Origin of the sequence: Shewanella sp. HL-SH4 (assembly GCF_051164845.1) — a bacterium.
Taxonomy (GTDB): Bacteria; Pseudomonadota; Gammaproteobacteria; order Enterobacterales; family Shewanellaceae; genus Shewanella; species Shewanella glacialimarina.
Genome location: NZ_CP195037.1, coordinates 510172 through 529691, shown reverse-complemented (window position 1 = coordinate 529691; position 19520 = coordinate 510172). Strand labels below are relative to the sequence as shown.

Below are 19520 nucleotides of genomic sequence, written 5' to 3'. Positions count from 1 at the left end.
AAATAATTAGAAGTGCTCTATGAGATTGAATAAAATTTTTGCCTCGATGTTATTCGTCGGTGCGTCTTATGCGGGAAGCGGTTGGGCAAATACATTCCAACCATTTGAAGTCACAGACATTCAAGTTGAAGGTCTACAGCGTGTAGCATTAGGAGCCGCATTATTAAACTTACCGGTTAAAGTCGGTGATACAGTTGATCAAGTTAAAATACAACAGGCGATAAAAAGCTTATATGGTTCGACTAATTTCGAAACCATTAATGTCAGTCATGAAAATGGCGTGTTGTACGTTACCGTTAAAGAGCGCCCAACGATTAGTGCGGTGACGTTTGAAGGTAACAAAGATATTAAAGATGAGCAGCTTCAAGAGAGTCTTGATGGTTCTGGTGTCAAAATTGGTGAGTCTTTAGACCGCACAATGTTATCAGGCATCGAAAAGGGCTTACAAGATTTCTACTATGGTGTCGGTAAGTACGGCGCGAAAGTTGAAGCTCAAATTGTTAACTTACCGCGGAATCGAGTGGAGTTGCAGTTTAACTTTACCGAAGGTTTAGCGGCTGAAATTCGTCAAATTAACGTGGTTGGTAACACGGTTTTCACTGACTCTGAATTGATTAGCATGCTTGAGTTGAAAGACTTTGTTGCATGGTGGGATGTGTTTGGTGAACGTCGCTATCAAAAACAAAAGTTACAAGCTGACTTAGAAACCATTAAAACTTATTACCACAATCAAGGTTATATTCGTTTTGATGTGACTTCAACGCAAGTTGCTATGACTCCTGACCGTAAAGGACTCTACATTACGATCAACGTCGATGAAGGCGAAAAATATAAAATTAAAGAGGTTAATCTCACCGGCGATTTAATGGGTCGAGAAGAGCTAATGAATGCAATATTGCCGCTTAAAGCTGGCAGTATGTATAACGGTGCGGATGTCACATTCACCGAAGAAATGTATAGCAAGTACCTTGGCCGTTTTGGTTATGCTTATCCTGAAGTGAAAATATACCCAGAAATTGACGATGAAAATAAAGAAGTCGTCTTAAACGTTAATATTGATCCGGGTAAACGTGTATATGTTCGCAGTATTAATTTTACTGGTAATGCTGTTACTAAAGATGAAGTTATGCGCCGTGAATTACGCCAAATGGAAGGTGCTTGGTTGAATTCTGCTCAAATTGAGCAGTCCAAAGCTCGTTTAAACCGTTTAGGTTATTTCGAGACAGTTGATACTGAGACAATACAAGTCCCTGGCAGTGATGATTTAGTCGATGTGGCTGTGTCGGTGAAAGAGCAGCCATCAGGCTCGTTTAATGCAGGTGTGGGTTATGGTACTGAATCTGGTGTTAGTTTGCAGTTTGGTGTTGAGCAAAACAACTTCTTAGGCACAGGTAACCAGGCTGGTATTAGCATTAACACCAACAAGTATTCTAAGAGTGCAAACCTCTCTTTTACTGACCCTTATTTTACTAAAGATGCTGTGAGTTTAGGTGGCAGTGTTTACTGGAGCGAGTTTGATGCAAATGAAGCGAACTTAGAACGCTATAAGAATAACTCTTATGGTGTGGCATTAAATTCTGGTTTTCCGATTAATGAATATAACCGTTTAAACGGTGGTGTTGGGTATCGCCATAATGCCATTTCTGAAATTTCTGCTTACGAGCAGGCATTACGTTTTTATAATGTGTATCGTGATAAAGAAGATCCAAATGCCGATTTAGCATTTGATAACTTCGACTTTAATGGTGGTTGGTCTAGAAGTACCTTAAACCGCGGCACCTTCCCAACGGATGGTTCGTCACAGCGTTTGAATGGTAAAATGACGGTACCTGGGTCTGATCTACAATATTTTAAAACTGACTTCGATACTAACTTCTACTTTCCATTGACGCGTACCCACAGTTTTGTATTTTTGACTCGCGCACGTTTAGGCTACGCCAATGGCTTTGGTCAGTTTAATGATAACGATCAAATTTTACCGTTTTGGGAAAACTATTACTCAGGTGGCAGTAGTTCATTGCGTGGTTTTAAATCCAACTCTGTTGGTCCTAGATCTTTCTATTTAGTGCGAGGCAGTGAGTCATGTGCTCCTGATGCTTCAGGTGATGGTTGTAGTTTACCTGGAGAGCCTAATCAAATTCAGGTTAGTCAGGGCCGCTCTATCGGTGGTAATGCCATCGCAACAGCCAGTATGGAGTTAATTGTTCCTACTCCATTCCTTGACGAAGCTTATACCAATTCTGTTCGTACCAGTTTCTTTGTTGATGCCGGTAACGTGTGGGATACCGAGTTTGACTATGAATCTTATCGAACTCTTCCATCGGAAGAATTTAGTAAACTTGAAGACTATAGTGATCCAGCGCGTATTCGTGCCTCTTGGGGTATGAGTGTGCAATGGTTGTCTCCTATGGGACCAATGGTCTTTAGTTTGGCCTGGCCGCTGAAAGAATACGAAGATGATGAAACAGAGATTTTCTCGTTCAATATTGGCAAAACGTTCTAAAACAAATAAACTCAGCAGGCTTTGCTGAACAAGTATTTATTAACAAGGAGTCTACTTTGAAAAAGATGGTAAATCGCGCATTAGTGACATTAGCTTTTTTAGCTGCACCAATCATGGCGCATGCTGAAAACATTGCTGTAGTGGATATGGGCGAAGTATTTGAGCAATTGCCACAACGTGAACAAATCTCAAAATCATTAAAAGCTGAATTTGGTGATCGTGTTGCTCAAGTCCAAAAAATGCAGGAAGAAATGCGTTCATTGGTTGAAAAGCAGCAACGTGATGGTGCGTTAATGAGTGAAACTCAAAAAACTGACATGGTTCGTAAAATGGAATCGCTAAAGTCTGAGTTTCAATTAAAAGGTAAAGCGCTTGACGAAGACATGCGTCGTCGTCAGGGTGAAGAGCAAAATAAACTGTTAGTACAAGTTCAAAAAGCGATTAATACCATTGCTGAGAAAGAAAAATATGACATGGTTTTACAACGCGGTGCAGTTATTTTTGTTAAGCCAGACGCTGATATTAGCGGTAAAGTGGTTGAAGCGTTAAGTAAAGGTAAATAAGCCCGAATTTAAGGCGAGAAACACTATGCAACAAGTGACTTTAAAAGATATTGGCCAACTGCTAAATGCCACAGTTCGCGGTGATGATACCCAAATTGTGATGAGTGTAGCCACTTTAGAAGATGCAATAGAAGGCCAATTATCTTTTTTAGCCAATAGTAAGTACCGTGCTCAACTTGAGGCAACTCAAGCGAGTGCGGTATTGCTTACTGAAAAAGATGCAGCAGATTACAAAGGGACAGCAATTATTGTTGCTGACCCCTATGTTGGTTTTGCGCGTGTGGCGCAATTACTTGATATGTCGCCTAAAGCGGCTGTTGGTATTCATCCAAGTGCTCAAATAGATGCGAGTGCTAAACTCGGTGAAAATGTGTCAATTGGTGCAAATGCAGTGATTGGTGCCAATGTTATTTTAAGTGATAATGTAAAAATAGGCGCAGGCTCTGTGGTTGGCGAGTCTAGCATTATTGGTCAAAATAGCTGCCTATGGGCTAATGTGACTCTATACCATAATGTCCATATTGGTACCGACTGTACTATTCATTCCGCATCGGTTATTGGCTCTGATGGCTTTGGTTATGCCAACGAGAATGGTAATTGGATTAAAATCCCTCAAACAGGGGGGTTAGAATTGGTAATCGCGTCGAGATAGGTGCATCAACCAGTGTTGACAGAGGTGCGTTATCGCACACTGAGATTCATGACGGTGTTATTATTGACAACCAAGTTCAAATTGCCCATAACGTGGTGATTGGTCAAAACACGGCTATTGCTGGCGGAACCATTGTTGCCGGTAGTTCGACAATTGGTAAGTATTGTATTATTGGTGGTGGTTGTGGTGTTTCTGGCCATATCAGTATCGCTGATGGAGTGCATATCTCGGGTGGTACTAATGTGACCAGTGTTATCCGTGAAAAAGGCATATATTCTTCTGCTACTATAGCAATGGAAAATAAGTTATGGCGACGCAATACCGTGCGCTTCCGCCAACTAGATGAATTGTTTGCTCGAGTTAAACAACTTGAGAATACGCAAAAATAAGATTAACTGTCATACTAAACCTCTCATTGAACCTGTTAAGGAAACAAGAGTGTCGAACGAATTAAACACAATGGATATTAAAGAAATCCTTAAATATCTTCCCCATAGATATCCATTTTTATTGATTGACCGGGTGTTAGATTACGCCGTTGGTGACTATTTACACGCGATGAAAAACGTGACAATAAATGAACCATTTTTTCAAGGTCATTTTCCTGTAGCACCTGTTATGCCAGGTGTATTGATTTTAGAGGCTATGGCGCAGGCCACAGGCCTATTAGCATTTAAAACCATGAGTACAGAGCCATCACCGAATGTGTTGTATTACTTTGCAGGTATCGACAAAGCGCGTTTTAAACGTGTTGTTGAGCCAGGTGACCAAATCCATTTTCATGTGAAAATGATTAAAGAGCGCCGCGGAATTGGTGTGTTTGAAGGCGAAGCACGCGTTGATGGAGTCGTGGTGTGTTCTGCTGAAATTATGTGTGCCCGAAGAGAGATTCAAACGTGATAGATAAATTAGCTTTCGTTCATCCAGACGCCAAAATTGGTAACAATGTCACCATTGGACCTTGGAGTTATATTGGCGCAGATGTAGAAATCGGCGACGATACTTGGATTAGTTCGCATGTTGTTATCAAAGGCCCCTCGGTTATCGGTAAAGGCAACCGTATCTTTCAATTCGCCTCTGTAGGTGAAGAATGCCAAGATAAAAAATATGCAGGCGAACCGACTCGTCTAATCGTGGGTGATAACAATATTATCCGTGAATCTGTCACCATCCATCGTGGTACAGTACAAGATAATAGCGAGACTCGCATAGGGTCAAATAACTTGTTAATGGCTTATGTGCATGTCGCACATGACTGTGTGGTCGGTAACCATGTCATTATGGCTAATAACGCCTCTATAGCAGGCCATGTCCATGTACATGATCATGTTATTTTAGGTGGAATGACAGGTGTGCATCAATTTGTGCATATTGGAGCCCATGCATTTACTGCTGGTTCATCAACTATTTTCCAAGATGTGCCGCCTTTTGTAATGGCCGCAGGTAGCCCAGCTATACCACGTGGATTAAATGTTGAAGGCTTAAAACGTCGTGGCTTTAGCAAAGAAACCCAACATGCCATACGTCGTACTTATAAAGCCTTATATCGTAAAAATTTAACCCTTGAAGAAGCATTAGCTGAAATAAAACCTGATGCTGACAATGACCCCCATGTTCAAGCCATGGTTGATTTTATTACTAACTCTTCCCGCGGCATTATTCGTTAAGTGATCTAATGAACGATTCAAAACCCCGTATATTTGCCATGGTCGCCGGAGAAATCTCCGGCGATATTTTAGGTGCTGGTTTAATAAAATCACTACAGCAACGCTACCCAGATGCACAGTTTGTAGGTATTGGTGGGCCTCGTATGGAAAAATTAGGCTTCCAGTCTTGGTTTTCGATAGAGGAATTAGCGGTGATGGGCATTGTTGAAGTGCTATCGCGCTTGCCACGGCTATTGAAAGTACGTGCCACTTTGATAGATAAAATCACTTCCATTAAGCCTGATTGCTTTATTGGTATTGATGCACCTGATTTTAATATTGGCCTTGAGCTCAAGCTTAAGAATAAAGGTATCAAAACGGTTCACTATGTTAGCCCTTCGGTGTGGGCATGGCGTCCTAAGCGGATTTTTAAAATCGCCAAAGCCACCAATATGGTGCTCTCTTTACTGCCATTTGAAAAAGCCTTTTATGATGAACATAACGTACCCTGTACCTTTGTTGGCCATACTTTAGCTGATGATATTCCGCTCAAAAGTGATAAAGCGTCAGCACGTAAGTTACTTAATTTAGATCCTGATGCAGAGTATTTGGCGGTTTTACCCGGATCTCGTGGAGGGGAGTTAAAGCAACTCGCTGAGCCATTCGTTAAAGCGGCAATGTTAGTTAAGCAGCATTTTCCCGATATAAAGTTTGTCACGCCATTAGTTAATGAAGCGCGTCGGCAACAGTTTTTAGCCGCATTGGCTGAACATGCGCCAGATTTAGAGGTTGAACTTATTGAGGGGCATTCAAGGGAAGTGATGGCTGCGGCTGATTGCATTTTATTAGCATCAGGTACCGCTACATTAGAAGCTATGTTGGTCAAGCGCCCTATGGTGGTGTCTTACCGCGTTAGCCCTATTACTTATGCCATTGCTATTCGCATGATGAAAATCAAAAACTATTCGCTGCCTAACTTATTGGCTAACGAAACAATCGTGCCTGAACTGATGCAAGCCAATTGCCAGCCGCAGTTAATTGCTGATGCGGTGATTAAACAACTTAATCAAGATTTTGCGCCACTCAATGCAAAATTTGAGCAGTTACATCAATTACTTAAATGTAACGCTAGCGAACGGGTTGCCGATGCTGTAGTGGCATTATTGCCAGCGCATTAATTTGCTGAAGCCAAGGACAAACTAATATGTCGACATTCCCGCAAGTGATAAAACAGATCACCCCAGAGCAAGTGGCCATAATTTCAGAGGGTATTGTCGCTGGTGTTGATGAGGTTGGCCGTGGTCCTTTAGTAGGAGATGTGGTCACCGCCGCGGTTATTTTAGACCCCACTAAACCCATAATTGGTTTAAACGATTCTAAAAAATTGACTGAAAAACGTCGTAATTCACTTTATCAAGATATTATCGCTAATGCGTTAGCGGTCAGCATTGGCCGGGCAACCCCTACCGAAATTGATCAAATTAATATTTTGCAGGCGACCATGTTAGCCATGCAACGTGCTGTTGCTGGCTTGGCTATTGTACCTGAACGGGTATTAGTCGATGGTAATCGCGTACCTGATTTTGGCATTGCTGCCCATGCGATTATTAAAGGCGATGGCTTAGTTGCTGCAATCAGTGCTGCATCCATTATTGCTAAAGTGACCCGAGATAAAGAGATGGATGAGCTTGATGCTAAGTATCCTCAATACGGGTTTGCTAAGCATAAGGGCTATCCTACAAAAGCACATTTTGAAGCACTTACACAGTTTGGTACCATAGATGAACATCGAAAAAGCTTTAAACCGGTTGCAGAATGTTTAGCTAACAAGGCAAAGTAATCACCTAGATGCTAATGTTTTAAATCATACTGGTATGAAGTCATTTAAATCTTAGCCGTCTTTATTTCTAGGTGTTAATTTCGATAGTTCCACGTTTGAATAAACATTGGCTGTAATGTGAATGTTTGCTAGTGTGATTAATAATTTCAACTGCATTGTTTGTATCTTTTTTCCTTCGAAAAATAAGAATTTTATTTATGTCCGATCCTCGTTTTGTGCATTTGCGTGTCCACAGTGACTATTCCATGACAGATGGTGTCGCTAAGGTGAAACCTATCTTAGCGGCAGCAGAAGCGCAGGGGATGGCCGCGATCGCATTGACAGATCAAAACAACTTTTGTGGTTTAGTGAAGTTTTATGGTGGCGCACATGCAGTGGGCATTAAACCTATTGTCGGTGCTGACTTTTGGATGCGTGTGCCTGGTTTTGAAAAAGAATTATGTGCACTTACCATTATTGCAATGGATAACGACGGTTACCAAAACCTCACCCAGTTAATCAGTGAAGCCTATCTTCGCGGTCAAGTTGATGGTCGAGTCGTTATCGATCAAGACTGGCTTGTGACCTACAACAAAGGGATTTTGCTTTTATCGGGTGCTAAAGAGGGCGATATAGGTAAAGCTTTATTAAAAGGCAACCAAGGCCAAGTTGACGATCTTGTAAACTTTTATCAAAATCATTTTTGTGATCGCTATTTTCTTGAACTCATTCGAACCGACCGCCCGGATGAGGAACGCTATTTACATATGGCAGTTGAGCTTGCCGCCAAAACGGGCATACCTGTTGTGGCTACAAATCAGGTGGTGTTTTTAAAAGCTGATGATTTTGAAGCGCATGAAATTCGCGTCGCTATTCACGATGGCTATACCCTAGTAGACCCTCGACGCCCTAAAACCTACAGTAACGCACAGTATCTTCGCAGTGAAGATGAAATGTGGGAGCTTTTTAAAGATATTCCTTCAGCGATTAGCAATAGTGTCGAAATAGCCAAACGCTGTAACGTTACCATTAGATTATATGAATACTTTCTGCCGAACTTTCCAACGGGCGACCTATCAATAGAAGACTTCTTGGTTGCCGCGTCAGTTAAAGGGTTAGAAGAGCGGCTTGAATTTTTATTCCCCGATCCAACCGTGAGAGCCCAAAGAAGGCCTGAGTACGATGAGCGCCTAGAAATCGAGCTGAAAGTTATCAACCAAATGGGATTCCCAGGTTACTTCTTAATTGTGATGGAGTTTATTCAGTGGGGTAAAGATCAAGGCATTCCCGTAGGCCCTGGTCGTGGTTCAGGTGCGGGATCATTAGTCGCTTATGCACTTAAAATTACTGATTTAGATCCCCTTGAATATGATTTACTGTTCGAGCGTTTCTTAAACCCTGAACGTGTATCCATGCCCGATTTCGACGTCGATTTTTGTATGGATCGCCGCGATGAGGTTATCGACCATGTAGCCGAGCTGTATGGCCGTGAAGCGGTATCGCAAATTATTACCTTTGGTACCATGGCGGCTAAAGCGGTTGTACGCGATGTTGGCCGTGTATTAGGTCATCCATATGGGTTTGTTGAACGTCTAACTAAGATGATCCCCGCAGAACCGGGCATGACACTGGCTAAAGCGTTTGAGGTGGAACCCGCGCTGCCTGAAGCCTACGCCGCTGATGAAGATGTCAAAGAGCTTATCGACATGTGTCGCCGCTTAGAGGGCGTAACTCGAAATGCGGGTAAGCATGCCGGTGGTGTGGTTATTGCGCCGACTCGTATAACGGACTTTGCGCCACTATATTGTGATGCCGAAGGTCTAAACCCGGTCACTCAGTTTGATAAAAATGACGTAGAAACTGCCGGTTTAGTTAAGTTCGACTTCTTGGGCTTACGTACTTTAACCATTATTGACTGGGCATTGCAGATGATCAATCCGCGCCTAGCCAAACAAGGTAAAGAACCGGTTCGCATCGAAGCGATTCCGCTGGCCGATCCCGCTTGCTTTAAATTACTACAACGTTATGAAACCACCGCAGTATTCCAGTTAGAATCCCGCGGCATGAAAGATCTGATTAAACGTCTACAGCCCGATTGTTTTGAAGACATGATTGCACTGGTAGCCCTTTTCCGCCCAGGGCCTTTGCAATCAGGCATGGTAGATAACTTTATCGAGCGTAAACATGGTCGTGAAGCCGTATCTTATCCCGATGCTGAATATCAGCATGAATCGTTAAGAGAATTACTGTCACCGACCTACGGCATTATCTTGTATCAAGAGCAGGTAATGCAGATTGCCCAGGTGTTGTCGGGTTACACCCTAGGCGGCGCGGATATGCTTCGCCGTGCTATGGGTAAGAAAAAGCCCGAAGAAATGGCTAAGCAGCGTGGCACGTTCAAAGAAGGTGCGATTAATAACGGCGTTGACGGCGACTTGTCGATGAAGATTTTCGACTTGGTTGAAAAGTTCGCCGGTTATGGTTTTAACAAATCGCATTCTGCTGCTTACGCATTAGTTTCTTACCAAACATTGTGGCTTAAAACCCATTATCCAGCGCAATTTATGGCCGCGGTAATGTCGGCTGATATGGATAACACAGATAAAATTGTTACCTTGGTCGATGAATGCGAGCGCATGGGATTACCGCTTATTCCGCCCGATGTGAACAAAGGTCAATTCAAGTTCACCGTTGATGATGACTTAAATATTGTGTATGGCATAGGTGCGATTAAAGGCGTGGGTGAAGGCCCAGTCGATTCCATTCTTGAAGCGCGCAAAGATGGACCTTTTATCGATTTATTTGATTTTTGTGCCCGTATCGATCTAAAAAAACTCAATAAACGGGTTATCGAAAAACTGATTTGTGCCGGTGCATTAGATGAACTTGGCCCGCATCGTGCCTCAATGATGGCCACATTACCTGAAGCCATTCGCGCAGCAGCGCAACACGCGAAAGCGCAAGAAATCGGTCAACATGATATGTTTGGTTTGCTTAATGACGAGCCAGACGATAATAAGCAAAATTTTGTTGAATGTACTCCCTGGCCAGACAAGATATGGTTAGAAGGGGAGCGCGATACCCTTGGGTTGTACTTGACCGGCCATCCGATTAATCAGTATTTAGCTGAGTTGAAACAATATACTTCAGCTCGCTTAAAAGACATTCACCCGACTGAGCGTGGTAAAACGGTCAAAGTGGCGGGTTTAGTGGTCGCCACCCGCGTGATGATCACCAAGCGCGGCTCAAAGATGGGCTTGGTGACATTAGATGATAAAAGTGCTCGCTTAGAGGTGATGTTATTCACTGAACCATTTGAAAAATTCGGTCATTTACTTGAAAAAGATCGCATTTTAATCTGTGAAGGTGATGTTAGCTATGATGATTTTGCCGGTGGTAATCGCATGAATGGCCGTAATATCATTGAAATTGGTGAAGCAAGAAGCCATTTTGCTAAAGCGGTTGAACTCAATATCCATGCAGATATATTATCGCCCGAATGGTTAACGAATTTTCAGCAAATACTAATGCCGTGGAAATCAGGCGCCGTGCCTGTAGTGATCAATTATACCAAAAATGCAGCAGCAGGCAGGTTATTGCTAGGTGATGAATGGCGCGTTAATCCATCAGATGATTTGATGCTGGCGCTAGAAACACAACTGGGTTCCACTAATGTTAAAATTGTCTTTAACTAGGCGTGCACCATGACAGCCAATAACCCAGCTTCAGCGCACATGACCAAAGAGCAGTTACTGAGCTTGCTAGAACAATCGGTAATCCCACTTCATCAATTGACGAAAGAGCAGGGGCAGCATGCGGCCAAGTTAGTACTGGCTTACAGTGGTGGGGTTGACTCAGAAGTCTTAGCTTATGGGCTGAGTGCTTTCGCACATAAACATCCACACATTGCCTGTTTACTTATTCATGTGCATCATGGCCTTAGCGCCAATGCCAATACCTGGGTACAACACTGCATAACCCGCGCAGGGAATTACCAATTGCCAGTACAAATTGAGCGCGTTAGCGTTGATAAAGGCCCAAGGCAAAGTTTAGAAGCGCAAGCGCGAGACGCCCGTTATCAAGCGTTTGAGCGTTATCTTAATCCGGGTGATATTTTACTTACCGCCCATCATCAAGATGATCAACTCGAAACGCTATTGCTAGCATTAAAGCGCGGCCAAGGCCCTAAAGGACTTGGTGCAATGGGCGCCATACAAGCTTATAAGCAAGCTTGGTTAGTCAGACCATTATTAGACATCAGCCGAGATCAAATAGAGCAATTTTCACGGCAACAGCGATTGACCCATATCGAAGATGAAAGTAATCAAGACGACAGTTATGATCGTAATTTTTTGCGTCTAGATATCATTCCACGCTTAAAACAACGCTGGCCAAGTATCGCCACCACCGCAGCCAGAAGTGCAGCCTTGTGCGCAGAGCAGCAAGAAGTGATTGATAACGAAGTCAGTCATCGCTTACCCCAATGGCTAGTATTAGCAAGTGATGATGATGCATTACTTACTGAATCAAGCGGTTTTAAACTCAGCGGTTTTGAACAATTAACAAAAGCCTGGCAAGCATTACTGTTTCGCGGATATTTACTTCACTGTGGGGCTAGCTTACCGTCACAAGCACAATTACAGCAGATATTGTCACAACTGATTGTTGCCAAAGACGATGCTAATGTATCAATTCAATGGGGCAGTTATCAAGTAAAACGCTTTGCTGGCGTGGCTTATGTGCTTAACACCAGTGAGCTTGACGCGCCAGAGTCAGCCCAACTAAGTGCTGACGTTATCAGCCTTATAAACGGCGATGTGACAGTGTTAAAGATGGATGTTGGTCAACATCAATGTCTTGTAAAAATAGAAACATTTGCTGATAAGCCTTTACTCGCTTTACCATTAACCAGCAGTAAAGTGACCATTCGTTTTGGTGCTACAGGTTCAATTAAATGCCATCCCCAATTTGCCAGTTCACATCGCGTTAAACCACGTGAGCTAAAGAAGCTGTGGCAAGAGTGCAATATCCCCCCTGGCGTCGCCAACAAATTCCATTAGTGTTTTACGATGAAGTCTTAGTTGGCGCTATCGGCCTATGGGTAGATAAACGCTATCTAGCCCAAGAAGGGCAGCAAGGGATCAGTTTGTTTGAATTGTGAGTTTGGCTAGCCTAGCCGTTCATGGGGACTTATTTTCTGCCGCAGGCTCTAGTGCAGATAATTCAGCGAGACGCAGCAAGCACATCCATGTGAGCTTAACCAAAATATCCGTGTTTTGGATACTCGCTTGCTCATCTGCACCCGAGTTATTGTCTCTTCGATTTAGCTTCATTCGTAACAATACAGTAAGAAAAAGCTGCGGTTTACCGTTTGAATTGAGATTGTCGAGACTCTTTATTCCGAGAACCCGTGGGCCTGGCATGGATGCCACGCTAGCTTTCGTTGGAGTAGTGATACCCTCTGTGGGCGAAGCGTCGCGACGTTAGTGGCCGCAGGCCATAAGCACAAACAACAAAAGAAACTGCTGGATCCCGGCTCAACAGCATTACCGGAATGACGTGAAATAAAGCTGGATCCCAAGTCAACAACACTACCTGAATGGCAGTAAATTTAGTCTGATGAAGCTGGAACCTTGCGTTCACAATTCAAACGAAATTTGAAAAAGCCAGCTATGGCGGTAGGCCATAAAAAACTTAACGATTAAGCCGCAGCCGATTTAACCACTAAACAAGACACTAATTTCTGTTTGCCATATTGCATTACCTGCGCCAACTCAGATTGGCTTATCGGCACATAAGCCGCATTAATCGCATCTTTTTGAGCGACAACATATGGGTCGTGAATAAACATGAACTGTTCGTTATAACCGCTTAGAATGACCCAGTGTGGGCCTTTTTCGCCATTAAAACGATAGGTGCTGATCATTAATAAAACCGCATAACCGCTATCTATCCAGTCTCGAAGCTGAGCCAAACTTGGCGATGCATTGTGCATTTGAATGCCCTGGCTGGTCAGCTGCTGGCAAAATTCATTGTGCACTAGGGTTATCACTTCTTTTTTATTGCTGTCACGTACGCTGTCAATAAAAGGCACTGAAGTGGATTGGCTGTAAACCTCAAGCTGTAACCCGCGTTTTACCCCTGCTAAAGCCAAACCATGCACACTGCAACCCCCATGGCCGCTGGTCATAAAAATAGTGGTGGCTTCACGCCAAATGCTTAACTCATCAATGCGGCTAGGTTGGTAACGCTGATTTACGGCGCTCATGGCCATCATTAGGCAGGCGGCACCACAGGTAAAAGGAGTGGTTTGCACGTACAAAGGCATCTTGATGACTTTACTTGGCCCTGGTGGGTCTAAGCGTTTGTGCATGCGCACGCCGTCGGCCAAATCATCGTAATAATGCACTAAGGTTTTTAGTACCTTATAACCCATTTTTAAATAAAGATTTTTGGCGGCGATATTGTCGTTTCTTACTTCTAGGCGTAATGTAATGAAGCCACGTTCGACCACCGTTTGCTCGCAGCGGGTAACAAGTTCAAAGGCAATGTTACGGCCTCTAAATTCAGCCGCTACGGCAATTGAATACAGCCTTGCTAGGCGAGTACCACGATGAAAAAGCACCAATGCATAAGCGGCTATGATACCGTCGATTTCGGCGACTAATAAGCAGTCTAATGGTGAATTAATAAAGCGTTTCATTTGTCGAGAACTTATTTTGTCGCCGCTAAACGCATTCGTTTCAAGGGTATTGAGTTGGGGGAGGTCGCTTAGAATAGCTTGACGCAGCTGCATGAGTAGGCTCGGATTGGTAAACACGATAGTGACTTAATTTACGCGCTAAACCACACAAGAGGCAATAGATATTTATGGCTCAGTTTTTAATTGTTACCGATGACGCAAGTGATTGGCGTCCTTATCTTCCAAGTGACAACATGGTCACTGTTCACGATTATTTAAATATGGGCGCCTACTCAGATAAAGGTGCTATGCAAGTGATTAACTTGTGCCGTAGTTATGATTATTTAAGCACCGGATATTATTGCTCGTTAATGGCTGAAGCGCGTGGGCACCGAGTTATACCTCGGGTTATGACCATTAATGATTTATCCCAAGACCGATTTTTTAGCCTGCCTCAGTCCGGATTAGATAAATTAGCCGCTACCGTTAATGATATCTCGATGAAAATTTTTTTTGGTTATTGTGACAACCCAGCATTAGAAAAAATCGCCCGTAAAATTTTTGAACGATTCACTGTACCTATCCTAGAAGTGCGCTTATCTAAACAGTCAGATAAATGGCAAGTGGATACTATTGAACCTGCGGCCTTTCAAAACTTAACTGACGTTGAGCAGGATTTGTTTGCTAAGTACTTAGAAGTGTTTTCGCAAAAGGTATGGAAGTTACCTAAAGCGGCTAAGCGCTATCGCTATGAAATTGCCATGTTGGTGGATGAAAATGAAAAAATGCCTCCATCAGATAAGGCAGCGCTTAAATTATTTACTAAATCAGCCAACCGTATCGGTATGGATTTAGTGCAAATTGGCTCCCGCGATTTAGCTCGGCTGAGTGAGTTTGATGGCTTGTTTATTCGCTCAACCACTAATATTAGTAACTTCACTTATCGCTTCGCTAAAGCGGCAGAGCAGTTAGGGTTAGTGGTAATGGACGACCCTGAATCCATTATGAAATGTACTAATAAGGTGTTTTTAACTGAGCTATTGAATCGACATAAAGTGCCGGTTCCTAAAAGTTTAATCTTTAAAAAGTCTGATGAAAACTGGGTCGATAATGTTATTGAAACCATAGGTTTGCCCGCGGTGCTTAAAGTGCCTGATGGGGCTTTTTCGCTTGGGGTACTAAAAGTTAAAGACAGAGAAACCTTAATTGAACAAGCGAATAAAATTTTTGAACACAGCGCGCTTATTTTAGCCCAAGCCTTCATGCCAACAGATTATGACTGGCGTATTGGTATGTTAAATCGTCAGCCTATTTATGCTTGTCGCTATTTTATGAGTCGTGGCCATTGGCAAATTTATCAACATCATCAAAGCGGCCGTGTGAGCAGTGGTGACTTTGATTGTGTAGACTTAAAGATGGTGCCGCAGCAGGTGATTGATGCGGCCAGTAAGGCGGCTAATTTAATTGGTGCAGGTTTATACGGTGTAGATTTAAAAGAAATTGACGGTAAAGCATTTGTGATTGAAGTTAACGATAATCCGAGCATTGATCATGGGGTAGAGGATTTGTTTTTGGGGGATTTAGTTTACGATAGAGTAATGACAGAATTTTTAAGGCGTATTCAGCTTAGAGGGTTGTAATACCGATACCAAAGTCAATATGTGACTGATAATCTCAACAATGACCACAGAGGAGTAAGGCTGTGGTCATTGTAATGATTTTTATGCTAGCTATTGCGTGTCAGCACAAATTCTAAAACAGTTTCTGCCAGCAGCTTTTGCACTGTACATGGCTTTATCGGCGCGCTCATAAAGTGTTGTCAAATCTTCTTTAGCACGCGATTGAGCTATACCTAAGCTACACTTAACATTATATTCCATTAACTCTGGGTGCAGAGGTAAGTTATCAATAATGCGTTGGCATACTAAGCTTGCAGCGGGTGATCCACCTTCGGTGATAACGACAAATTCATCGCCACCGATGCGAAATGCCTGGTCGGTATCTCGTATGGCATCATTAATTAGTGCGGCAAAGCCTGTGAGTACCTTATCACCAACAGTATGACCAAATTGGTCATTAAGTTGTTTAAATTTATCTAAATCTAATACGATTAACGACACATGGCCTTGTTTACGCTGCGCTCTGGCAATGCTTTTATGCATCGATTTTCTAAAGTAATAACGATTACCAAGTCCTGTTAATGCATCAAACATAGCCTGGTTAGATACCTGTTGATACTTAAGTGCATTACTAAATGGCTGCAGAGTTAATGCTTCAATATGGTTAAGTAGTTTCATCTGTATTGGGCTGAGCGGCACAGAAAGATAGTAATGTATCTTTAGCGTGTCGGATTCAGTTTTGATATGACGCACTAACTCAATACCATTATGACGCCCCCAGGTAAACTTTTGATCTGCGGTAAACAGTTGCAGGGCTTTTATCGGCAAATGTTGACCGACAATTTTGCCATAACAGGCAAATACTGTCCGAGGATCTAAACTTGCATGTAATTGCTGGATAACTTGGACTAGATCAAGTTCAGGCTCCATTCGTAGATAGGTGTTTGACCTATACCCATATTCTTCTGGGAAAAGTTCGGTTGCAATAGCAAAGTCCATAGGGTTACTCCAAAACGTTACACTGTGATACAGGTATTAAGCAAGTTGTATGCCTAAAGTGATTTCCCTATGTTTTTTAAGTATTTGTAATTTAGTTGTCATTCTGATAAACAAGATGTAACGCTTTTCGACAGTTTCTTGACAAGGAGTTTTTTGCCTATGGAAAACAATATGTTTATTCATATTTTGTTCATGCTAGTCATCGCCATTGCGACGATTGCTATTTTAGGGCGTGTAGGACTGCCAGCTATTCTTGCTTATCTTTTGACGGGGGTGATAAGTGGTCCTAGTGGTTTTCACTGGTTTACTCAACATGAAATGCATTATGTTGCCGAGCTTGGCGTGGTGCTACTGATGTTTACCTTAGGCCTTGAGTTTTCTGTTCCGCGTTTATGGTCAATGCGCCGTACTGTATTTGGCTTAGGCAGTGCGCAAGTTATTGTCACCGCTTTTATAGCCGGTGGTGTGGCTTACCTATTGGGTCAGAATTTGGTTGCTGCTGTGGTTATTGGCTCGGCTATCGCATTATCTTCTACCGCCATTGTCCTGAAACTGATGAACGAGCAAGGCTGGCTAAGACGACGCCACGGTGAGTTGTCGGTCAGTGTTTTACTTTTTCAAGATTTAGCCGTTGTGCCAATGTTAATTTTATTACCCTTACTGGCAAATGATGGCAGCCAGATGAGTTTAAATAGCATTGCGTATGCTCTGCTGACCGGTATTTTGGCCTTCTTGGGATTAATGTCATTTGGTAAGTGGGTCTTGCCGCGTATTTTTGATGAAGTCGCTCGCTCACGTTCAAACGAGTTATTTGTGTTGTCGACCTTAGTTGTTGCCTTATTGACGGGGGCATTTACCCAGTGGGTAGGGTTATCTATGGCATTAGGGGCGTTTATTGCCGGTATGCTACTTGGAGAAAGCCAGTATCGTCGCCAGTTAGAAGCCGATATTCGCCCATTTAGAGATTTGCTAATGGGGCTATTTTTTATCTCAATAGGGATGATGCTGGACTTTAATTTGGTGATGCAATATTGGTGGCAAATATTGACCATCTTGATTGCCGTTGTCGCACTTAAAATAATAATCGTGTATGGCTTGTTAAAGCTGGCGGGTGAACATGCCAAAGTGGCATTAAGCACAGCCATCAGTTTGGGGCAAGTCGGTGAGTTTAGTTTTGTGTTATTGGCCTTGGCAGTTAACTATCAGTTATTAGACAATGAAGTTAGCACTGTATTAGTTGCAGTAGCCGTTATTTCAATGTCATTTGCCCCCTGGTTAATCCGTCACAGTGTCGATATTGCCAAGAAGTTTAAGGGCGGAAAACCATCTAAAAGCATGGAGTCGCAAACCATTACTTTACCTGGCGGCGATGATGAAGACTTTGTGGTGATTTTAGGCTACGGCCGTGTAGGGCAAACTATTGCACGCTTCTTAAAAACCGAAGCGATTAATTACATTGTGTTAGACCTTGATCCTATCCGTGTTACAGAGTCTCGAGCAGCGGGTGAGCCGGTTTATTTTGGCGATGCCTGTAAAATGGGCATTTTAAAGCGAATTGGGATCCGCCAGGCCAGCATGGTTGTGGTGACATTCACCGAAGAGCGTCAAGCAGAGGAGGCGTTAGCGGTAAGTCGAAAATTAGCCCCTGATGCTAAAATACTTATCCGCACCCGAGATGATTCTAATCTAAAAGAGCTTAAAGAGGCAGGGGCAACACAGGTTATACCTGAGTCGCTTGAAGGTAGTCTGATGTTAGTGTCGCAAGTGCTCTATAAGTGCGGAGTACCTTTACCGCGTATTATTAAGCGGCTTGAATCTGAAAGGCGTAACCATTATCAATACTTACATGGTTTTTTCTCCGGCACCGAAACAGATTTTACTTTGGACTTATTACATGCAGTGTCGTTAAGTACCAGCGCCAGCAGTGTCGGTAAAAAAGTCGCGGACATTCCATGGCATCAATTGGAAGTTGAGCTTCGAGCCGTGCGCAGGAAAGGCTCTGAAATTGAGCCCGCACCAGATGACTGGGTATTTCGCCGTAATGATATTTTAATGCTTGTAGGTAAACCTCGCAGTATTGAAAAAGCCGAAGAATATTTATTACAAGGATGATTTTAACTCGGACATCAAGCTTATTTATTGACGCAGCGACATGTTTATTTACATAGGAATTAAAGGTGTGTGTAGCTAATTAACTGTGATCTAAATCAAGGAAATTTATCATTTAGCTATACCCCTAAATGTGTAGCTAGAATCATTGATCTAAATCAATGATGTTAATAAATAATTCTGGCAGAGTGACGGCAAATGTTAAGGATGTAGTGTAAAGCATCTAGTTGTTACCCTAATGGAGTATGAAGATGAATAAAAAAATGGCCCTAGGTTTAGTTGCAGCAGGTTTATTATCTGCCGGTGTTTCTTCTGTAGCAGTTGCTCATCAAGCAGGGGATTTTATTTTCAGAGCGGGTGCGGTTGTGGTTGCTCCAAATGAGTCTAGCCCAGTTGTTGCTGATGTGGCTGAGTTTGGTGTTGATAACAACATGCAAATCGGTTTGAACTTTGGTTATATGCTAACTGACAACTGGGGCGTTGAATTACTAGCGGCAACACCATTTAGTCATGAAGTATCATTAGGGGCTTTAGGTAAGATTGCTGAAACTAAGCATTTACCTCCAACCTTAGTAGCTCAGTACTATTTTGGTGATGCTCAATCTAAATTACGTCCTTATGTTGGCGTAGGTGTTAATTTCACTAATTTCTTTGATAATGACTTTACTCAAGAGGCAAAAGATTTAGGCCTAGATAACTTGAGTTTAACCAATTCTTGGGGCTTAGCAGCACAAGTAGGTTTAGACTACAATATCAATAAAGAATGGTTAGTTAATGCTTCTATCTGGTATGCAGATATATCAACCGATGTAAACTTCACTGCTGGTGGCGCAGCGCTTTCAGTTGATACCGACATTAACCCATGGGTTTATATGGTTAGCGTTGGTTACAAGTTCTAATAACACGTAATCAAGCTGTATAAAGATAG

The 19520-nt window shown here is 42.7% G+C and carries 14 protein-coding genes and 1 pseudogene; 13 read left to right on the top strand and 2 right to left on the bottom strand.

Features of this window, described 5'->3' with window-relative positions:
* The first annotated feature begins 19 nt into the window (after positions 1-19).
* From bamA to ACRWQL_RS03180, 10 genes and pseudogenes are all read left to right on the top strand, one after another.
* Entirely contained in the window at positions 20-2503 is a 2484-nt protein-coding gene (gene bamA, locus ACRWQL_RS03225; RefSeq protein ID WP_434952336.1) for an outer membrane protein assembly factor BamA, read from the top strand.
* 65 nt (positions 2504-2568) lie between these two features.
* A complete protein-coding gene (locus tag ACRWQL_RS03220; protein WP_226415964.1) occupies positions 2569-3066 on the top strand; it encodes an OmpH family outer membrane protein in 498 nt (165 codons plus the stop codon).
* Positions 3067-3091: 25 nt separating this feature from the next.
* Positions 3092-4107 (top strand): annotated as a pseudogene (gene lpxD, locus ACRWQL_RS03215) (UDP-3-O-(3-hydroxymyristoyl)glucosamine N-acyltransferase).
* Positions 4108-4156: 49 nt separating this feature from the next.
* A complete protein-coding gene (gene fabZ, locus ACRWQL_RS03210) occupies positions 4157-4618 on the top strand; it encodes a 3-hydroxyacyl-ACP dehydratase FabZ (RefSeq protein ID WP_226410296.1) in 462 nt (153 codons plus the stop codon).
* Positions 4615-5385, top strand: coding sequence for an acyl-ACP--UDP-N-acetylglucosamine O-acyltransferase (gene lpxA, locus ACRWQL_RS03205; RefSeq protein WP_434952334.1), 771 nt, complete (start codon positions 4615-4617; stop codon positions 5383-5385). The genes fabZ and lpxA overlap by 4 nt, the downstream gene beginning before the upstream one ends.
* Positions 5386-5393: 8 nt before the next feature.
* Complete coding sequence (gene lpxB, locus ACRWQL_RS03200; RefSeq protein ID WP_434952332.1) at positions 5394-6542, top strand: lipid-A-disaccharide synthase; 1149 nt, start codon at positions 5394-5396, stop codon at positions 6540-6542.
* A gap of 26 nt (positions 6543-6568) precedes the next feature.
* On the top strand, positions 6569-7204 hold the full coding sequence (gene rnhB / locus ACRWQL_RS03195) for a ribonuclease HII (protein WP_434952330.1): 636 nt from the start codon (positions 6569-6571) through the stop codon (positions 7202-7204).
* A 197-nt stretch (positions 7205-7401) separates the two neighbouring features.
* Positions 7402-10878, top strand: coding sequence for a DNA polymerase III subunit alpha (gene dnaE, locus ACRWQL_RS03190; protein ID WP_434952328.1), 3477 nt, complete (start codon positions 7402-7404; stop codon positions 10876-10878).
* A gap of 9 nt (positions 10879-10887) precedes the next feature.
* Positions 10888-12243 (top strand): tRNA lysidine(34) synthetase TilS, encoded by a 1356-nt coding sequence (gene tilS, locus ACRWQL_RS03185; protein ID WP_434952327.1) that lies wholly within the window; start codon positions 10888-10890, stop codon positions 12241-12243.
* Positions 12195-12344, top strand: a complete 150-nt coding sequence (locus tag ACRWQL_RS03180) for a TilS substrate C-terminal domain-containing protein (protein ID WP_434952325.1) — start codon at positions 12195-12197, stop codon at positions 12342-12344. The genes tilS and ACRWQL_RS03180 overlap by 49 nt, the downstream gene beginning before the upstream one ends.
* Before the next feature lie 540 nt (positions 12345-12884).
* Here ACRWQL_RS03180 and ACRWQL_RS03175 read toward each other — a convergent pair.
* Positions 12885-13979 (bottom strand): peptidase C39 family protein, encoded by a 1095-nt coding sequence (locus ACRWQL_RS03175; protein ID WP_434952324.1) that lies wholly within the window; start codon positions 13977-13979, stop codon positions 12885-12887.
* 74 nt (positions 13980-14053) lie between these two features.
* On the opposite strand from ACRWQL_RS03175, the gene ACRWQL_RS03170 reads away from it, so the two are divergent.
* Positions 14054-15505 (top strand): RimK family protein, encoded by a 1452-nt coding sequence (locus ACRWQL_RS03170; protein WP_434952322.1) that lies wholly within the window; start codon positions 14054-14056, stop codon positions 15503-15505.
* Between the two features lie 90 nt (positions 15506-15595).
* Here ACRWQL_RS03170 and dgcS read toward each other — a convergent pair whose 3' ends face one another.
* The gene (gene dgcS / locus ACRWQL_RS03165; protein ID WP_226410279.1) at positions 15596-16483 is read right to left on the bottom strand and encodes a diguanylate cyclase DgcS; all 888 of its coding nucleotides are present in this window, start codon (positions 16481-16483) and stop codon (positions 15596-15598) included.
* Between the two features lie 159 nt (positions 16484-16642).
* Here dgcS and ACRWQL_RS03160 point away from each other — a divergent pair, with 159 nt between their 5' ends.
* Positions 16643-18595: a monovalent cation:proton antiporter-2 (CPA2) family protein gene (locus tag ACRWQL_RS03160; protein WP_434940518.1), complete on the top strand. Its 1953-nt coding sequence runs from the start codon at positions 16643-16645 to the stop codon at positions 18593-18595.
* 248 nt (positions 18596-18843) lie between these two features.
* Entirely contained in the window at positions 18844-19491 is a 648-nt protein-coding gene (ompW, locus tag ACRWQL_RS03155) for an outer membrane protein OmpW (RefSeq protein WP_434930008.1), read from the top strand.
* Positions 19492-19520: the final 29 nt, after the last annotated feature.

Excerpts from the sequence above, each read along its gene's own strand:
- ACRWQL_RS03170 (WP_434952322.1), top strand. The coding sequence starts at position 14,054 with ATGGCTCAGTTTTTAATTGTTACCGATGACGCAAGTGATTGGCGTCCT.
- tilS (WP_434952327.1), top strand. The coding sequence starts at position 10,888 with ATGACAGCCAATAACCCAGCTTCAGCGCACATGACCAAAGAGCAGTTA.
- ACRWQL_RS03160 (WP_434940518.1), top strand. The coding sequence starts at position 16,643 with ATGGAAAACAATATGTTTATTCATATTTTGTTCATGCTAGTCATCGCC.
- lpxB (WP_434952332.1), top strand. The coding sequence starts at position 5,394 with ATGAACGATTCAAAACCCCGTATATTTGCCATGGTCGCCGGAGAAATC.
- bamA (WP_434952336.1), top strand. The coding sequence starts at position 20 with ATGAGATTGAATAAAATTTTTGCCTCGATGTTATTCGTCGGTGCGTCT.
- dnaE (WP_434952328.1), top strand. The coding sequence starts at position 7,402 with ATGTCCGATCCTCGTTTTGTGCATTTGCGTGTCCACAGTGACTATTCC.
- rnhB (WP_434952330.1), top strand. The coding sequence starts at position 6,569 with ATGTCGACATTCCCGCAAGTGATAAAACAGATCACCCCAGAGCAAGTG.
- ompW (WP_434930008.1), top strand. The coding sequence starts at position 18,844 with ATGAATAAAAAAATGGCCCTAGGTTTAGTTGCAGCAGGTTTATTATCT.
- ACRWQL_RS03175 (WP_434952324.1), bottom strand. The coding sequence starts at position 13,979 with ATGCAGCTGCGTCAAGCTATTCTAAGCGACCTCCCCCAACTCAATACC.
- ACRWQL_RS03220 (WP_226415964.1), top strand. The coding sequence starts at position 2,569 with ATGGTAAATCGCGCATTAGTGACATTAGCTTTTTTAGCTGCACCAATC.
- dgcS (WP_226410279.1), bottom strand. The coding sequence starts at position 16,483 with ATGGACTTTGCTATTGCAACCGAACTTTTCCCAGAAGAATATGGGTAT.